The 15,140-nt window shown below is 48.2% G+C and carries 13 protein-coding genes; 7 read left to right on the top strand and 6 right to left on the bottom strand.

Annotated elements, in window-relative coordinates:
• Position 1: 1 nt before the first annotated feature.
• Genes rodA through LPB400_RS08615 form a run of 5 tightly spaced genes read right to left on the bottom strand, consistent with a single transcriptional unit; the run spans position 2 to position 5,595 of the window.
• Entirely contained in the window at positions 2–1,153 is a 1,152-nt protein-coding gene (rodA, locus tag LPB400_RS08635) for a rod shape-determining protein RodA (RefSeq protein WP_036490427.1), read from the bottom strand.
• A complete protein-coding gene (mrdA, locus tag LPB400_RS08630; protein WP_219088741.1) occupies positions 1,146–3,194 on the bottom strand; it encodes a penicillin-binding protein 2 in 2,049 nt (682 codons plus the stop codon). The genes rodA and mrdA overlap by 8 nt, the downstream gene beginning before the upstream one ends.
• Positions 3,195–3,198: 4 nt before the next feature.
• Positions 3,199–3,699: a rod shape-determining protein MreD gene (gene mreD, locus LPB400_RS08625; protein WP_003747271.1), complete on the bottom strand. Its 501-nt coding sequence runs from the start codon at positions 3,697–3,699 to the stop codon at positions 3,199–3,201.
• A gap of 4 nt (positions 3,700–3,703) precedes the next feature.
• On the bottom strand, positions 3,704–4,546 hold the full coding sequence (mreC, locus tag LPB400_RS08620) for a rod shape-determining protein MreC (RefSeq protein WP_070459835.1): 843 nt from the start codon (positions 4,544–4,546) through the stop codon (positions 3,704–3,706).
• Between the two features lie 11 nt (positions 4,547–4,557).
• Positions 4,558–5,595 (bottom strand): rod shape-determining protein, encoded by a 1,038-nt coding sequence (locus tag LPB400_RS08615; RefSeq protein WP_070459838.1) that lies wholly within the window; start codon positions 5,593–5,595, stop codon positions 4,558–4,560.
• A gap of 225 nt (positions 5,596–5,820) precedes the next feature.
• Between LPB400_RS08615 and gatC the strand changes: the two genes are divergently transcribed.
• The 5 genes from gatC to LPB400_RS08590 all read left to right on the top strand — a co-directional run bounded on the left by gatC (position 5,821) and on the right by LPB400_RS08590 (position 11,045).
• Positions 5,821–6,111: an Asp-tRNA(Asn)/Glu-tRNA(Gln) amidotransferase subunit GatC gene (gene gatC, locus LPB400_RS08610; RefSeq protein ID WP_003685110.1), complete on the top strand. Its 291-nt coding sequence runs from the start codon at positions 5,821–5,823 to the stop codon at positions 6,109–6,111.
• A 150-nt stretch (positions 6,112–6,261) separates the two neighbouring features.
• Positions 6,262–7,710 (top strand): Asp-tRNA(Asn)/Glu-tRNA(Gln) amidotransferase subunit GatA, encoded by a 1,449-nt coding sequence (gene gatA / locus LPB400_RS08605; protein WP_070459841.1) that lies wholly within the window; start codon positions 6,262–6,264, stop codon positions 7,708–7,710.
• Positions 7,711–7,807: 97 nt separating this feature from the next.
• Positions 7,808–8,428: a trimeric intracellular cation channel family protein gene (locus LPB400_RS08600; protein ID WP_004520129.1), complete on the top strand. Its 621-nt coding sequence runs from the start codon at positions 7,808–7,810 to the stop codon at positions 8,426–8,428.
• Between the two features lie 100 nt (positions 8,429–8,528).
• Positions 8,529–9,959 (top strand): Asp-tRNA(Asn)/Glu-tRNA(Gln) amidotransferase subunit GatB, encoded by a 1,431-nt coding sequence (gene gatB, locus LPB400_RS08595; RefSeq protein WP_070459844.1) that lies wholly within the window; start codon positions 8,529–8,531, stop codon positions 9,957–9,959.
• An 81-nt stretch (positions 9,960–10,040) separates the two neighbouring features.
• Positions 10,041–11,045, top strand: coding sequence for an FAD-binding oxidoreductase (locus tag LPB400_RS08590; RefSeq protein ID WP_070459847.1), 1,005 nt, complete (start codon positions 10,041–10,043; stop codon positions 11,043–11,045).
• Between the two features lie 237 nt (positions 11,046–11,282).
• Here LPB400_RS08590 and LPB400_RS08585 read toward each other — a convergent pair whose 3' ends face one another.
• Positions 11,283–13,391, bottom strand: a complete 2,109-nt coding sequence (locus LPB400_RS08585; RefSeq protein WP_070459851.1) for a LysM peptidoglycan-binding domain-containing protein — start codon at positions 13,389–13,391, stop codon at positions 11,283–11,285.
• Positions 13,392–13,547: 156 nt separating this feature from the next.
• Here LPB400_RS08585 and LPB400_RS08580 point away from each other — a divergent pair, with 156 nt between their 5' ends.
• Positions 13,548–14,207 carry a class I SAM-dependent methyltransferase gene (locus tag LPB400_RS08580; RefSeq protein ID WP_070459854.1) on the top strand — a complete coding sequence of 220 codons (660 nt, stop codon included), beginning with the start codon at positions 13,548–13,550 and terminating at the stop codon, positions 14,205–14,207.
• 43 nt (positions 14,208–14,250) lie between these two features.
• Positions 14,251–15,078 (top strand): bifunctional DNA-formamidopyrimidine glycosylase/DNA-(apurinic or apyrimidinic site) lyase, encoded by an 828-nt coding sequence (mutM, locus tag LPB400_RS08575; protein WP_070460049.1) that lies wholly within the window; start codon positions 14,251–14,253, stop codon positions 15,076–15,078.
• Positions 15,079–15,140: the final 62 nt, after the last annotated feature.

Below are 15,140 nucleotides of genomic sequence, written 5' to 3'. Positions count from 1 at the left end.
ATTATTCCTTACTTTCAGTCAGATCGTCGTTGTCCATATTACGACGGCGGAGGTTTTTATGTTCGTTGGCGATACCCATCAATAGGGCCAGCACCACCATGATAGAAAGCGTAGCCGTACCGCCGTAGCTGACCAAGGGGAGGGGGACGCCGACAACGGGTAAAATACCGCTGACCATGCCCATGTTTACAAAGGCGTAGCAGAAGAAGGTCATGGTCAATGCACCTGCCAAAGTACGGCTGTAAAGGGATTGCGCTTGTGCGGCAATCCACAATCCGCGTGCCAGAATGATAAGGTAAACCAGCAGCAAAAGGATATTGCCGATCAGACCGAACTCTTCGCCGAATACTGCGAAAATAAAGTCAGTCGTTGATTCGGGAATATAGTCTAAATGGGTTTGTGTGCCGTTGAGCCAGCCCTTACCCCATACGCCGCCCGAGCCGATGGCAATCATGGATTGGATGATGTGGTAGCCTGCACCCAACGGGTCTTTGGTCGGGTCGAGCAAGGTAAGGACGCGGGTTTTCTGGTAGTCGTGCATGCCGTAGTTCCACAAGAGCGGCAGGGCGGCCACAAAGGCAATAATAGCGGCAAAAATGGCTTTCCAGGGCAATCCGGCAAAAAAGATGACAAAAATGCCCGAAGCCATAATCAGCGCGGCCGTACCGAGGTCGGGCTGCTTCAAAATCAGGGCGACAGGAACAAGAATCAGCACGAGGGCGACAATATAATGTATCCATTTCAGACGGCCTTCATAGCGTTGGAAATACCACGCGACAGTCATGGGAATACCGATTTTCATGATTTCGGAAGGTTGGATACGGGTAAAACCTAGGCTCAGCCAACGGGTCGAACCGTTGACGGTAACGCCGGCAACTTCGACGCCAATCAGCAGTAATACGCCGACGATATAAACAGGCAGGGCAACTTTGGCGGCCGTTTGCGGCTTGAATACGGCGATAATCCATAACAGGGCAAAGCCCAAAACGGTATGGATGGTTTTGTTTTCCAATTGGCCGAACTCTTGCCCGTCTGCAGAATAGAGCAAAAACAGGCTCATGATGTAGATGGCGAGCATGGCAAAAAACAGCCAAGGGTCAATTGGGGCTGCAATGGTGGATTTGAATGTTTTCCACGCTGATGTGTTATTCATGGTGAACCTCCGGCTGTGAGGCAGGGCTTGTCGGCGTCAGTCCGTAGGCAGATTGGAAAATGCTGGTAATAGGCTGATGTTTATCAGTTTTTTCAGTTTTGGCCGAATCTGTTTCAAGGCCGTCTGAAAACTGTTGCGGCTTGACGTGAAGCATATAAAAATCAGTCATTTCACGGGCCAATGGCGCGGCATACGCACCCCAGCCGCCGTTTTCCAAAATAACGGCAATGGCGATTTCAGGTTTTTCCAATGGCGCAAACGAGATAAACCATGCGTGGTCGCGGTGTTGTTCGCGCAGGGCTGCGGCATTGTAGCGGCCGCCCTGTTTGATTTGTACGACTTGGGCCGTACCGGTTTTACCGCCCATTGTGTAAGCGAGTCCGCCACCGATACGGTGTGCCGTACCGCCCGGTTTCAATACCTTCTCCATTGCGCGTTTGACGTATTCGAAGTTGTCGGTTTTAAACGGAATTTGACGTTCGGGATTAGGATTGATGCGGGTAATTTTACGCGCACCGAAATCCAATATTTCTTTGACCAAATGCGGCTGATGAACGACACCGTTATTGGCCAGAGAGGCTGTCGCATGTGCCATTTGCAAAGGCGTGTAGGCATTGTAGCCTTGGCCGATACTGACGGAAACCATCTCGCCGGCACGCCATTCTTTGGCAGTCGGGTCGGAAGATTTGGCAAAGCGTTTGGCTTTCCATTCGCGGCTGGGCAAAACGCCTACATATTCACTAGGCAGGTCAATACCGGTTTTTTGGCCGAAACCGAATTGCGCCAGATACGGAGAGGCTTTGTCGATACCCATTTCGTAACCCAAGCGATAGAAGAAGGTATCTGAGGATACTTGAATGGCCTTGCTCAAGTTGGCCGAGCCGTGACCGCTGCGGACAGAGTCGCGGAAAATATGGCGGCTGCCGGGTATGCTCCATGCGCCGGGGGCGGGGACGATGGTGTTTTGAGTGATTTTGCCGCTTTCCAACAAAGCCATGCCCATAAAGGGTTTGAATGTAGAGCCCGGCGGATAAAGGCCTTGGGTAACGCGGTTGATCAAAGGCTTTTTCCAATCGTCATTCAGCATTTTCCAAGTATCGCTGTCGATGCCGTCAATAAAGAGGTTGGGATCGAAAGATGGTTTGGAAACAAATGCCAAAACAGTACCGTCTTGCGGATTAATGGCCACCAATGCGCCACGGCGGTCGCCCAAGATGCGGTCGGCTTCCTGTTGCATACGGATATCCATGCCTAGGCGCAAGGTTTGCCCCATTTTGGACGGAACATTTTTTAATACGCGGACGATATTGCCGTAAGCGTCTTTTTCGACTTCCTGATAGCCTGGGATGCCATGAAGCTGGTGTTCGTAATATTTTTCCAGGCCTGATTTGCCGATATGCGTGCTGCCGCGGTAGAGGGCGGTCAGGCCTTCTTCTTCCAGCATTTCTTTGTCTTTATCGCTAATACGGCCGATATAGCCTAAGAAATGGGAAGTCAGCTTGCCGTAAGGATATTCGCGGAATGTGCGTGAATTGACCTCTACGCCTTTGAATTCGCGCAGATGCACGGATAAACGCGCAGCCTCTTCATCGGTCAGCCTGAGCTTGAGCGGGATGTTTTCAAATTTTCGATAGCTTTCGCGGTATTTTTTGAAGCGTTTTAAATCTGTCGGCGTAATATCGACGTATTTTCTCAATGCTTCAATGACATCTTCCATCTTGCCTTCGATGCGGCTGGGAATAACTTCAAGCGAAAAGACAGGATAGTTTTTGGCCAAAGGAACGCCGTTGATATCGACGATTTCGCCGCGTACGGGCGGCGTTGGAATCAGGGTGATGCGGTTGCTCGATGCCTGACCGGAAAACTCATTGTGTTGAGTCACTTGTAAGTAAAAGAACCGCGCCAGCAAGATGGAAAAGAAGATGACAATCAGGATAAAAGCAACGAGCAGGCGCAATAGGGCGTCGGCTTGTGCTGCCTGAGCGGAAGGTTTTTTGGTATGTTGACCACCGGGAAGACGGCGTGGAAGAATCGGTTTCATCTTTTCAGTGCGCGCGGTAAATACGGGTCACAATCAGCATCAGCTGGCTGAGTATCGGCCAAAGCAATGCGCCGACAAATGGGGCAACAAAGCCTTGCAAAGTGATGACCTGATGATTGAGGAACAGACGGGCAGCAGTTAAAACGGCCTGATTGAGCAACAACGCAGCCAAGACAGCGGCCAATTGCATAATGTGGCCGTACAGCATGATTTGGCGGCGTCGGTTTAAGATGAAATAAGTCATCACGACGTAAGACAGGGCGTGCAAACCCAAAGTCGCGGCGGTTGCGGCATCGACAATCAGACCGATGGCAAAAGCTAGTCCCATGCCTGCGCGTTGCGGTTGATGCAATGTCCAATACAGCAACATCAGTGCCGTCATTTCAGGCAGCCAGAAGAATCCGTCAAAGGAAAACGGCATAAAGTCCAGTATCATCATCACGATGAGACTGGCCGCCATGATGTGCAGCGGTACTGCACGGTAAGAATCGTCAAAATCGTTCATGAAATCAGCGTGGGGAAGAAGGGGCGGAAGAAAGTACCAAGACAAAACGGCTGCTGCGTAAAGCGGCTAAAGGCGTCAGTTGCGTATCGTAATAAGGCGTTCCCGATGCGCGGACAACCTTGCTGACGGTTGCAACGGGAATCCCCGCCGGATAAGTACCGTCCAAGCCGGAAGTCAGTAGAATATCGCCGGGTTTCAAGTCTGAGCCGGTTGGAAAATAGCGCAAATCCAAACCGTTGCCATTGCCGTATGCCAAATTGCGTTCGCCGGTGCGACTGACGGCTATGGGGACAATGCTTTGTCCGCCTGAAATCAGCCCAATTTCCGCACTTTGTGTGTGAACTTGTGTCAACAGGCCGATCAAACCGCTTTGATCGATGACCGCATCGCCAACTTTCAAACCATCTTGGCCGCCCTTGCCGATAATCAGTCTTTCGGAAAGCGGATCTTTGCCATTGGAAATGACTTCCGCACCGATAACGTTGTGAATGCCTTTTTGTTGCAAACCGTACAGTTTTTTTAATTCGCGCAATTCATCAGTATTGACTTTATCTCGCTGCAAATCAATTTTCAGACGGCCATTTTCTTCCAGAAGTTGGCGGTTTTGTTCCAAGAGCTCGGATTTGGACTGGGAGAGGTCGGCAAAATATTGATAAAGTTGAACAGGTTGATTTGCCAGCCATTGAACAGGATAGAGCATGGGCATTACTGCAGCACGTACAGGCTGCATCAATGAAAAGCGGTAATCTGCCACCATCAGGCCGGCAGCCAGAGCGATATAAACGACAAAACGAGGCAACAGCTTAGAGCCTTTTGCCTCGTCAAAGCGCAAAGAAGAGCGTTCCATAACCATCTACCTTATGGGTTTTCCGTGAATACGGTATCCCATTTGCCGATATAGTCCAAAGCCTTACCGGCACCATAGGCAACGCAGTTCAGAGGTTGGTCGGCAATACCGACGGGCAGGCCGGTTGCGTCGGCCAAGACAGTATCGATACCGTGCAGAAGCGCACCGCCGCCGGTCAGCATAATACCGCGGTCGGCGATGTCGCCGGCCAATTCAGGCGGAGCCTGTTCCAAAGCTAGACGAACGGCACGGATGATTTGATTTACCGTTTCACTCAATGCTTCACGGATTTCATCTGAAGTAACTGCCAAGGATTTAGGCGTACCTTCGGCCAGATCGCGGCCTTTAATGCGCATGGCTGTTTCGGTTTCAAAGCCCGAGGCAGAGCCGATTTGTTTCTTCAATTCTTCGGCTGTAGCTTCGCCAATCAAGACACCGCGATGGCGGCGCAGGTAATGGATGATACTTTTATCGAATTCATCGCCGGCTGCGCGGACAGAAGCAGAATAGGCCATGCCGCCCAGTGAAAGAATACCGATTTCAGTCGTACCGCCGCCAATATCGACAATCATCGAACCTGCCGCATCTTCAATCGGCAAGCCCGCGCCCAAAGCGGCGGCCATCGGTTCTTCAATCAAATGCACGCTTGCCGCGCCGGCGGCAAACGCCGAATCCAAAATTGCTTTACGTTCCACTTGGGTAGAGCCGCCAGGAACACAGATAACCACGCGAGGCGGAACCAAAGACCGTCCTTCGGTGGCTTTTTTAATCAACATCCCCAGCATACGCTCGGTGATCACAAAGTCTGCAATCACACCGTCCCTCATCGGGCGGACAATTTCGATATTGCGCGGCGCACGACCCTGCATCTTTTTGGCTTCCGTGCCCACTGCCATAATTTTACTTTTATTGCCTGCGCCGGATTGAATCGCAACCATGGACGGCTCATCCAAAACAATCCCTTTGCCGCGTACAAAAATCAGCGTGTTGGCCGTGCCCAAATCGATGGCAATATCATTGGAGAGGAAACGAGATAAAAGACGAAACATTAGGATTCCTGAAATTCCGGCCCAGTCCGGATGCTTTAAGCAGTATTTAAAATAAGAAAAACAGGTACACGGTTTTAGACGGATAAATGCGCCCTTAAAAGGCCGTCTGAATCAAAACACCATGCCAACCTGTTTGGTTTTCGGTTATAATTCTTCGCTTCATAGAAGACGAAATGCAATGATACCCCAAACCCAAGAGGCATTGCTATCAGACAAGGATTTTTTATGGCTTTAAGCTTAAATGATGTGGAAAAAATCGCAAAACTCTCGCGCCTCACTTTAACGGACGAAGAAAAAAACAAAACGCTTGCCGAGTTGAACGATATTTTCGCCATGGTTGAAAACATGCAAAGCGTCAATACCGACGGTATCGAACCCATGGCGCATCCGCACGAAGCCGCTTTACGCCTGCGCGAAGATAAAGTGACTGAAACCGATCATGCTGCCGAATATCAGGCTGTTGCCCCCGAAGTGCGCAACCGCCTGTATATTGTTCCTCAAGTAATTGAAGAATAAGGTTTCATACGGCCTTTGCTTATCGGCAAGCCCCTATTGCAAGGCCGTCTGAAAGGATTTTTTGTTCAGACGGCCCGATTTATTGATTTAAACGGATGTTTTCAATATCTGTTTTGAAAGCAAAAACTGTTTTATAGAAAGTACGGCACAATGACCGCTTACACGCTCAAACAAGCCAGCAGCCTGCTGCAATCCAAACAAATTTCCGCAGTCGAATTGGCGACCGAATATTTGGCCGCTATTGCTGCGAAAAACCCTACCATCAACGGCTACGTTACCATCGATCAAGATAAGACCCTTGCTGAAGCTAAAGCAGCCGATGCGCGTATCGCGGCCGGTAATGCAACAGCTTTGACCGGTGTGCCGGTTGCTTACAAAGATATTTTCTGCCAAACAGGTTGGCGCAGTGCATGCAGCTCCAAAATGTTGGATAACTTCGTTTCTCCTTATACTGCTACTGTGGTGCAAAACCTGTTGGATGCCGGCATGGTTACTCTTGGCCGTACCAATATGGACGAATTTGCCATGGGTTCGACCAATGAGACTTCGTTCTACGGCGCAACCAAAAACCCATGGAATCTTGAACATGTTCCCGGCGGTTCGTCAGGCGGTTCGGCTGCCGTGATTGCGGCGCGTTTGGCACCGGTTGCGTTGGGTTCGGATACCGGCGGTTCTATCCGTCAGCCTGCATCGCATTGCGGTATTACCGGCATCAAGCCGACTTACGGTACGGTTTCACGTTTCGGTATGGTTGCCTATGCTTCCAGCTTCGACCAAGCCGGCCCTATGGCGCAAACAGCCGAAGACTGCGCGATTTTGTTGAACGCTATGGCCAGCTTTGACGAGCGCGATTCCACCAGTTTGGAGCGCGACAAAGAAGACTACACCCGTGATTTGGACAAGCCGCTCAAAGGTTTGAAAATCGGTTTGCCTAAAGAATATTTTGGCGAAGGCGCAGATGCCGATGTTCAGACGGCCTTGCAAAGCGTTATTGATTTGCTCAAAGTACAAGGAGCGGAGACTGTTGAAGTTTCCCTGCCGCAAACATCATTGTCGATTCCTGCTTATTACGTTCTTGCCTCTGCTGAAGCAAGTACCAACTTGTCCCGTTTTGATGGCGTACGTTATGGCCACCGTGCGGTGCAATTTGGCGATTTGGAAGAAATGTACAGCAACACCCGTGCCGAAGGTTTTGGCAGCGAGGTCAAACGCCGTATCATGATCGGTACTTATGTATTGAGCCATGGTTACTACGATGCGTACTATTTGAAAGCGCAAAAACTGCGCCGTCTGGTTGCCAATGATTTTCAGACGGCCTTTGGTCAATGTGATTTCATTTTGGCGCCGACTGCGCCGACTGCCGCGCCAAAACTCGGCAGCGACATTCACGACCCTGTGCAAATGTACTTATCCGATATTTACACCATCGCCGTGAACCTTGCCGGTTTGCCTGCACTGACTCTGCCTGCCGGTTTCAGCGCAAACGGCCTGCCGATTGGTGTGCAATTTATCGGCAACTATTTCTCCGAGGCTAAAATTTTGGGTGCCGCACATCAAGTTCAGCTGAACAGCGATTGGCACACTAAAGCGCCGGAATAATGTTTTAGGGCCTTGATGATTCAAGGCCGTCTGAAAATAAACCATATAAAAGCGCCTGAATGTATTGAGGTGCTGCATATTGTAGATATTTAAAAACATGACAGCCACCGACTTCATTCAAATCATTGGGACAGCCGCGTTTGCCATTTCCGGCTATTTGGTCGGCTACAACAAGCGGTTGGATGTACTCGGTGTCGTCATTACTGCGTTACTGACGGCTGTCGGCGGCGGCATGATACGCGATGGCTTGGTCGGCCGGATTCCGCAAGTGTTTTTGCAAACCGATGCGCTGATAGTTGTATTTGCCACGCTTGCCATCGCATGGTTGATAAGGGTGCAACGTTATCGCAGCACCTATTTGGCTGCTGCTTTTATTATTGCCGATGCCATCGGTTTGGCAGCGTTCAGCATTACCGGCGCACAAATCGGTATGACCTTGCAGCTCAATTTGTTCGGCGTTATTTCTTTGGCTTTTGTGACTGCCGTTGGTGGCGGTATTGCGCGCGATATTTTGGTCAATGATGTGCCGATGATTTTGCGCACCGACCTTTACGGCAGTGTAGCCATTTTGATTGGCGGGCTGATTTATCTGTTCGGGCATTTGGGCTGGATTAATATTTTTACGTTAAACCTGCTCTTTGCCGGCGGATTGTTGTTTCGCCTGACTGCATACCGTTTCCATTGGCAACTGCCCGGTTTCCAACGCCGCAGGAAATAAACTTATCTTATCAGACGGCCTATTATGTTTTTTATTCAGGCCGTCTGAAAAACGAATCACTCATTTAACCGATTAACTTTTTTTCGACAGAAAGACCCTTATGACTTGGGAAACCGTAATCGGACTGGAAATCCACGTCCAACTCAACACCCAATCCAAAATCTTCAGCGGCGCATCCACTGCATTCGGTGCCGAGCCTAATGCCCACGCCAGCGTGGTTGAGTGTGCGTTGCCGGGCGTATTGCCGGTAATGAACCGCGAAGTCGTCGAAAAAGCCATCAAACTCGGTTTGGCTTTGGATGCGAAAATCAATCAGAAAAACGTGTTCGACCGTAAAAACTATTTTTATCCTGATTTGCCAAAAGGCTATCAAATCAGCCAGTTGAATTTGCCGATTGTAGAACACGGCAAACTGGAAATCGTAGTGGGCGATGAGGTTAAAACCATCAATGTTACCCGTGCGCACATGGAAGAAGATGCGGGTAAATCCGTGCACGAGGGTTTAAACGGTGCCACCGGTATTGACTTGAACCGTGCCGGTACGCCTTTATTGGAAGTTGTCTCCGAGCCTGAAATGCGTTCCGCAGCCGAAGCCGTGGCATACGCTAAAGCGTTACACGGTTTGGTAACTTGGCTGGATATTTGCGATGGCAATATGGCGGAAGGCTCGTTCCGCGTTGATGCCAACGTATCTGTCCGTCCGAAAGGTCAGGCAGAGTTCGGTACACGCCGTGAAATCAAAAACCTCAACTCTTTCCGCTTCTTGGAACAAGCCATCAATTATGAAGTGGAAGCGCAAATTGAAATCTTGGAAGACGGCGGTAAAGTACAGCAGGCAACCATGCTGTTTGACCCTGAAAAAGGCGAAACCCGTGTGATGCGTTTGAAAGAAGATGCACATGATTACCGCTATTTCCCAGATCCGGATTTGCTTCCGGTCATTATTTCAGACGGCCAATTGCAAAAAGCCAAAGAGCAAATGCCAGAGTTGCCGCATGAAATGGCGGCGCGTTTTGTTGTCGATTACGGCGTGTCTGACTATGATGCGCGCCTGTTAACTGCCAGCCGCGCTCAAGCCGCCTATTTTGAAGAAGCAGCCAAAGCCTGCGGCCAAGGTAAATTAACGGCGAACTGGATGAACGGCGAGCTTGCTGCTACTTTGAACAAAGAAGGTTTGGAATTAGCTGGAAGCCCGATTACGGCTCCACGCCTTGCCGAGTTGGTTGCTAAAGTTGCAGACGGAACATTAAGTAGCAAATTGGCGAAAAAAGCTTTTGAAGCAATGTGGGCCGAGCCTGAAGCAGGTATTGCCGAAATCATCGAAAAACATGGCTTGCAACAAATTACCGACACTGGAGCAATTGAAGCGATGGTGGATGAAGTGTTGGCAAATAATGCGAAAGCCATTGAGCAATTCCGTTCCGGCAATGAAAAAGCCTTGAATGCGATTGTCGGCCAAGTGATGAAAGCAAGTAAAGGCAAGGCCAATCCTGCTCAAGTTCAAGAGTTGATTAAAGCCAAATTAGCTTGATAGATAGGACAGGCCGTCTGAAAAATAGGTCTTATTTTTCAGACGGCCTTTATTTTTGATTCTAAAATTATTCTAAATACCATGACACATACTATTACCTTATCAGATCAAATAACATTTACGGCAAACGATGATGAAACCGTTCTTGCTGCTGCGACCCGTCAGAATTTAAATCTGCCCCATTCTTGTAAAAGTGGCGCCTGCGGACAATGTAAGGCCGAGTTGATGAGTGGTGAATTTGAAATGGGCGATCATATTGATAAAGCCATCAGCGAAGAAGAAAAAGCGCAGGGCAAAGTGCTATTGTGCTGTACTACTGCGAAGAGCGACCTGAAAATCAATGTGCAGGGGTTTAATCCGAATGCTTTGCCAGTGCGCACTTTGCCTGTACGTATCGAAACGATTGAAATCAAACATGATGTTGCTTTGTTGAGATTGGCTTTGCCTAAAGCCCCATCGTTTGCATTTTATGCAGGGCAGTATATTGACTTGTTGCTTCCGGGTAATATTAGTCGCAGTTATTCAATCGCCAATTCACCTGACCAAGAAGGCGTTTTGGAGTTGCATATTCGGAAACGAGAAAATGGCGTATGTTCGGAAATGATTTTTGGTGCAGAGCCTAAAATCAAAGAAAAAGGCATTGTCCGCATTAAAGGCCCATTGGGTACGTTTACTTTGCAAAAGGACAGCGATAGACCGATTGTTTTGTTGGCAACGGGTACAGGTTACGCACCTATCCACAGCATCTTGCTTGATTTGATTCATCAGAATAGCGAACGTCAGGTTCATTTTTACTGGGGAGCACGTCAGCAGGAGGATTTGTACGCATTGGAAGAAGCAGAAGCATTAATAGGCCGTCTGAAAAATGCGAAATTCTTGCCTGTTCTTTCTAAGCCTGATTCTGAATGGAAAGGGGAGAGTGGATATGTGCAAAACGTTGCAGCACAAAATTATCCTGATTTGAGCCAATATGAAGTTTATGCTTGCGGGTCACCAGCCATGACGGAGAATGCGCAAAGTTTGCTGACTCAAAATTGCGCTTTACCGGAAGATGCCTTCTTCTGTGATGCTTTTTCACCGGCATAGTGATGTGTATACAGGATTTATATGTTTGAATGCAGCTGTTAAGAGTAAAATTTGACGGCAATCTATTTGAAGAGGAGAGTGTGTTTTTACACACTCTTTTTTCTATGTGGAAGTTATTGCATGGATGTTTATGTCTTGAAGAGATAACTATTTTGTTATCAAAAATTGAATTTATAATTTATCATAAAGAAAAAGGCCGTCTGAATATTTTAGACGGCCTTTGTTTTGAAGCAAGTATTAGCTACCAATCAGTTTCAAACGTTGACCAGGGGTCACCGTACGTGTATTGCGGTTCCAACGGCGGATATCATTAATATCAACATTGAAACGGTTGGCGATGGTGTTCAAAGTATCGCCTTTGCGTACAGTGTAGGAAACGTTTTGAATCGGGTTGCTGCGGACTTTTGCCGGAGCAGCTGTAACGCGGAGGATTTGGCCTTTTTTGATATTGTTACCTTTGATGTTGTTGGCAATAATCAAATCGGCTACGCTCAAGTTGTAACGTTTGGAGATGTTAAACAACGTATCGCCATCTTCCACGCGGTGTATACCTGCTGCAAGTGCTGCAGTTTGTGTGTTTTGTTGGCCATTTACACGGGCAAGACGCGCATTGATGCGTTGTTGTTGTTTAGCGGTATTGGCTGCGATACGTTCTGTACGAGCGTTTTCAGCGGTGACAACAGTTTGAACTTGTTTGGTTTCAGGAGTCGCTTCAGCAACAGTCGCTGCAGGTTCCTCTGCAGGTCGGCTTTGTACCAAAGCCATCAGGTCATCATGCTCTTCTTGAACCGGCGCAGCAGCAACAGATTCAACTGCTGGAGAAGGGGCTACATCGTTTGCGGCAACAGTCGGTGCAGTCAAGTCGGCAGGGATAGCCGCTTTGGGTGCTTCTGCAACATTTGTGGTAGCAGGCTCAATAGCAGTATGGACCATGGCTACAACTGGGGCGGTCATTTCTATACTTGCAACTTGAGGCTGCTCTTTGGTTTCTGTTACCGCTACGGAAGTAACGTTTTCAGTTTTGCTGTGTGCAATAAAGTCAACCGGTTTAGTGGACTGAGGAACAACAGGTGCAACAATATTGGTCACGGTAGTTTGAGCGACTTTAACCGGTTCTACTGCGTTGGAAGCAATAATCGGAGACATGGCCGGCATATTGGATTGGTAAGTATCCGGCGTATTGTCTTTGTCAATAAAGTTAATAATGTCTTGGCTTTGGATAGCTGAGTTTTTAGCCACTAAAATGCTGCGGCCTTCAGAAATGGCGCTACCGCTCAGGCCATTGAGGCGTTTGAGTTCGGCTACGCTCATACCGGTATCGTTAGCAATGGCGTTAAGCTTTTTGTTGCCCAAAGAAGTATAAATATCCCAAGACATTAGGGTATCTGGATTGGCATTGCGGTAGTTCTTTTCAAATGCGGAAACCGCAGAAACCGGCAATAACAGGCGACGGTTGTTTTTAGGGATGAATACTGGAGCATTGAAACCTGGGTTGAGTGCCAACAGTTCGCTTTCGCTGATGTTTGCAAAACGAGCAATTGTGCTGTTATCAATAGGTTTGTCGATGCTGACAGATTTGAAATACGGCTGATTGCTGATTTCGCTGATATTCATACCGAAGGTTTGCGGATTGGCAACGATATTGCGGACGGCCAAAAGTTTGGGAACGTAGTTGCGTGTTTCGTTCGGCATACGCAGGTTTTCGTATGTCGGCTCCAAACCTTGCGCACGGGCACGGTTTACGGCGCGACCAACATTACCTTCGCCCCAGTTGTAAGCAGCAAGGGCCAAAGACCAGTCACCGAACATACCGTGCAGGTATTGCAGATAGTTCAGCGCGGCATCAGTAGCGGCGTAAACGTCGTGACGACCGTCATACAAAGGCGTTTTTTCCAAGCCGAAGTGGCGGCCGGTAGCCGGCATAAATTGCCACAGGCCGGATGCGCCGACGTGTGATTTGGCTTTGGTTAAAAATGCGCTTTCAATGAAAGGCAACAAAGCGATTTCAGCAGGCATATTGCGCTTTTTAACTTCATTGGCAATATGGTACATATAAGGTTTGCTGCGGGAGATGGTGCGGTCGAAATATGCACTGTTTGCAGCAAATTTGTTTTCATGGCGGCGAACCAGTTCTGTGTTGACTTCGTTAATGCGGAAGTCTTTACGTAATGATGCCCACAAGCTACCAGAGCCGAAGGTTTGTGTTTTGGCTTGGTCGAGCAGGGAAGAGTTGAGGCGCATCATTGCCATGCCGACTTGGTTGGGCGTAGCGTTTTGCGCGTAGGCTGTGGCGGAAACTGCCGACAGGCTTGAAACGGTCAGAACGATGGTTTTTAGTTTTGCCATAGTAAATAGAGTTATCAAATATATAATAAAATTTTGTCCTTTCGATGGTATCGTTTCAGCATTCAAACGTCAAGTCGGGCAGGGAATTTGCGTGTATGATGTGGTCGTGGTGTTAAAATTCTGTCACACAAGTCGGGATGCATAGGAGAGCATTTAATGGAAACTTTTTTTATGCAAACGCCAATGGGGCAATATCTTGCTCAAAAAGAGGCGGATTTTTTCAGACGGCATTTGCAATATTTGAATAGGCAAGTGGCGGTTCAATTGGACGGTGTATGGCAGAGGCCGTCTGAAAATATGATTGTGGTACCGCGCGATGTGCTGATGGATGCTGAAATGTTGGCATTTGAAACGCATTCCGTGGATGTATTATTGATGCCCCATCTTTTGGAAATTTCATCTGCCGATTTGGTGTTGCAAGAGGCATTTAGGATATTAAAACCCGAGGGCAGGTTGATTTTAACGGGGTTTAACCTTAAATCTTTGTGGGGGTTGAGCTCGTGGTTTGATGGTAAAAGACTGCCTATGAAATCTCAATGCTTGGCTCTGGCTGAGTTGAAACGAAAAACTGCCGCTATTGGTTTTGAAATGGAATATGGGCAGTTTATGGATTATCTGCCTGCTGTGAATTCATCATCTGCTTTGAAGTTTTGGCAGTTTATGGAAAAGGCAGGGGATAGGTGGTGGCCGCAGTGTGCGGCGGTGTATGGTGTGGTTTTAACGAAACATTTGATTGGTGTCCATCCTTTGCCTGAATTGGAATCTGCATTCGATGGCAATACGGTTGCTTTAAGTACGGCACGTTTGGCCGAATAGTTTTCAGACGGCCTATATATAATGATGAATTTGGAGAATAATGATGCCTGAATTACCTGAGGTAGAAACGACTTTACGCGGAATCGCGCCGCATATTGATGGCAAAAAGATAGAAAAAGTCATTATTCGCCAGTTTAAATTGAGATGGCCTATCCATCCGAACTTGGCGCAAATTTTGGCCGGGCGCAAAGTTTTGGCATGCAACCGGCGTGCGAAGTATTTGATTGTTACTTTTGAAACGGGTATTTTACTTATGCATTTGGGTATGTCCGGCAGTTTGCGGATTTTTACCGCCGATGATGAGCGCATCGCCACGCCGGATAAACATGATCATTTAGATTTTGTATTTGATGACGGTACCGTATTGCGTTATCACGATCCGCGTAAATTTGGTGCGGTATTGTGGTATGAGGGTATTGCCGAGCATCATCCGCTGTTGGAAAAGTTGGGACCGGAGCCGCTCTCGGATGATTTTGATGCAAATTACCTGTATCAGAAATTGAAAACCCAAAAGCGTGCAGTCAAATTAGCGCTGATGGATAATGCAGTGGTGGTTGGTGTCGGTAATATTTATGCGAATGAAAGTCTGTTTAAGGCAGGTATTTCGCCATTGCGTCCGGCGAATAAGCTGACCAAGAAAGAATGCGCATTATTGGTGGAAACCGTTAAAGCGGTTCTGCTGAGGGCGATTGAAACGGGCGGCAGTACACTGCGAGACTTCGTTAATAGCGATGGAAAAAGCGGCTACTTTCAGCAGGAATATACGGTCTATGGCCGCCACAATGAGCCTTGTGTCCAATGTGGCGGGTTGATTTTTAAAGAAACTTTGGGGCAGCGTGGAACATTTTATTGTCCAAATTGCCAGAAATAGTTTCAGACGGCCTTAAATGTCAGAGGCCGTCTGAACATAATGAACACAATACAGAAGAAATT

Source organism: Neisseria perflava (assembly GCF_019334725.1).
GTDB classification, from domain to species: Bacteria; Pseudomonadota; Gammaproteobacteria; order Burkholderiales; family Neisseriaceae; genus Neisseria; species Neisseria subflava_A.
This window is presented reverse-complemented; position numbering and strand designations above follow the sequence as displayed.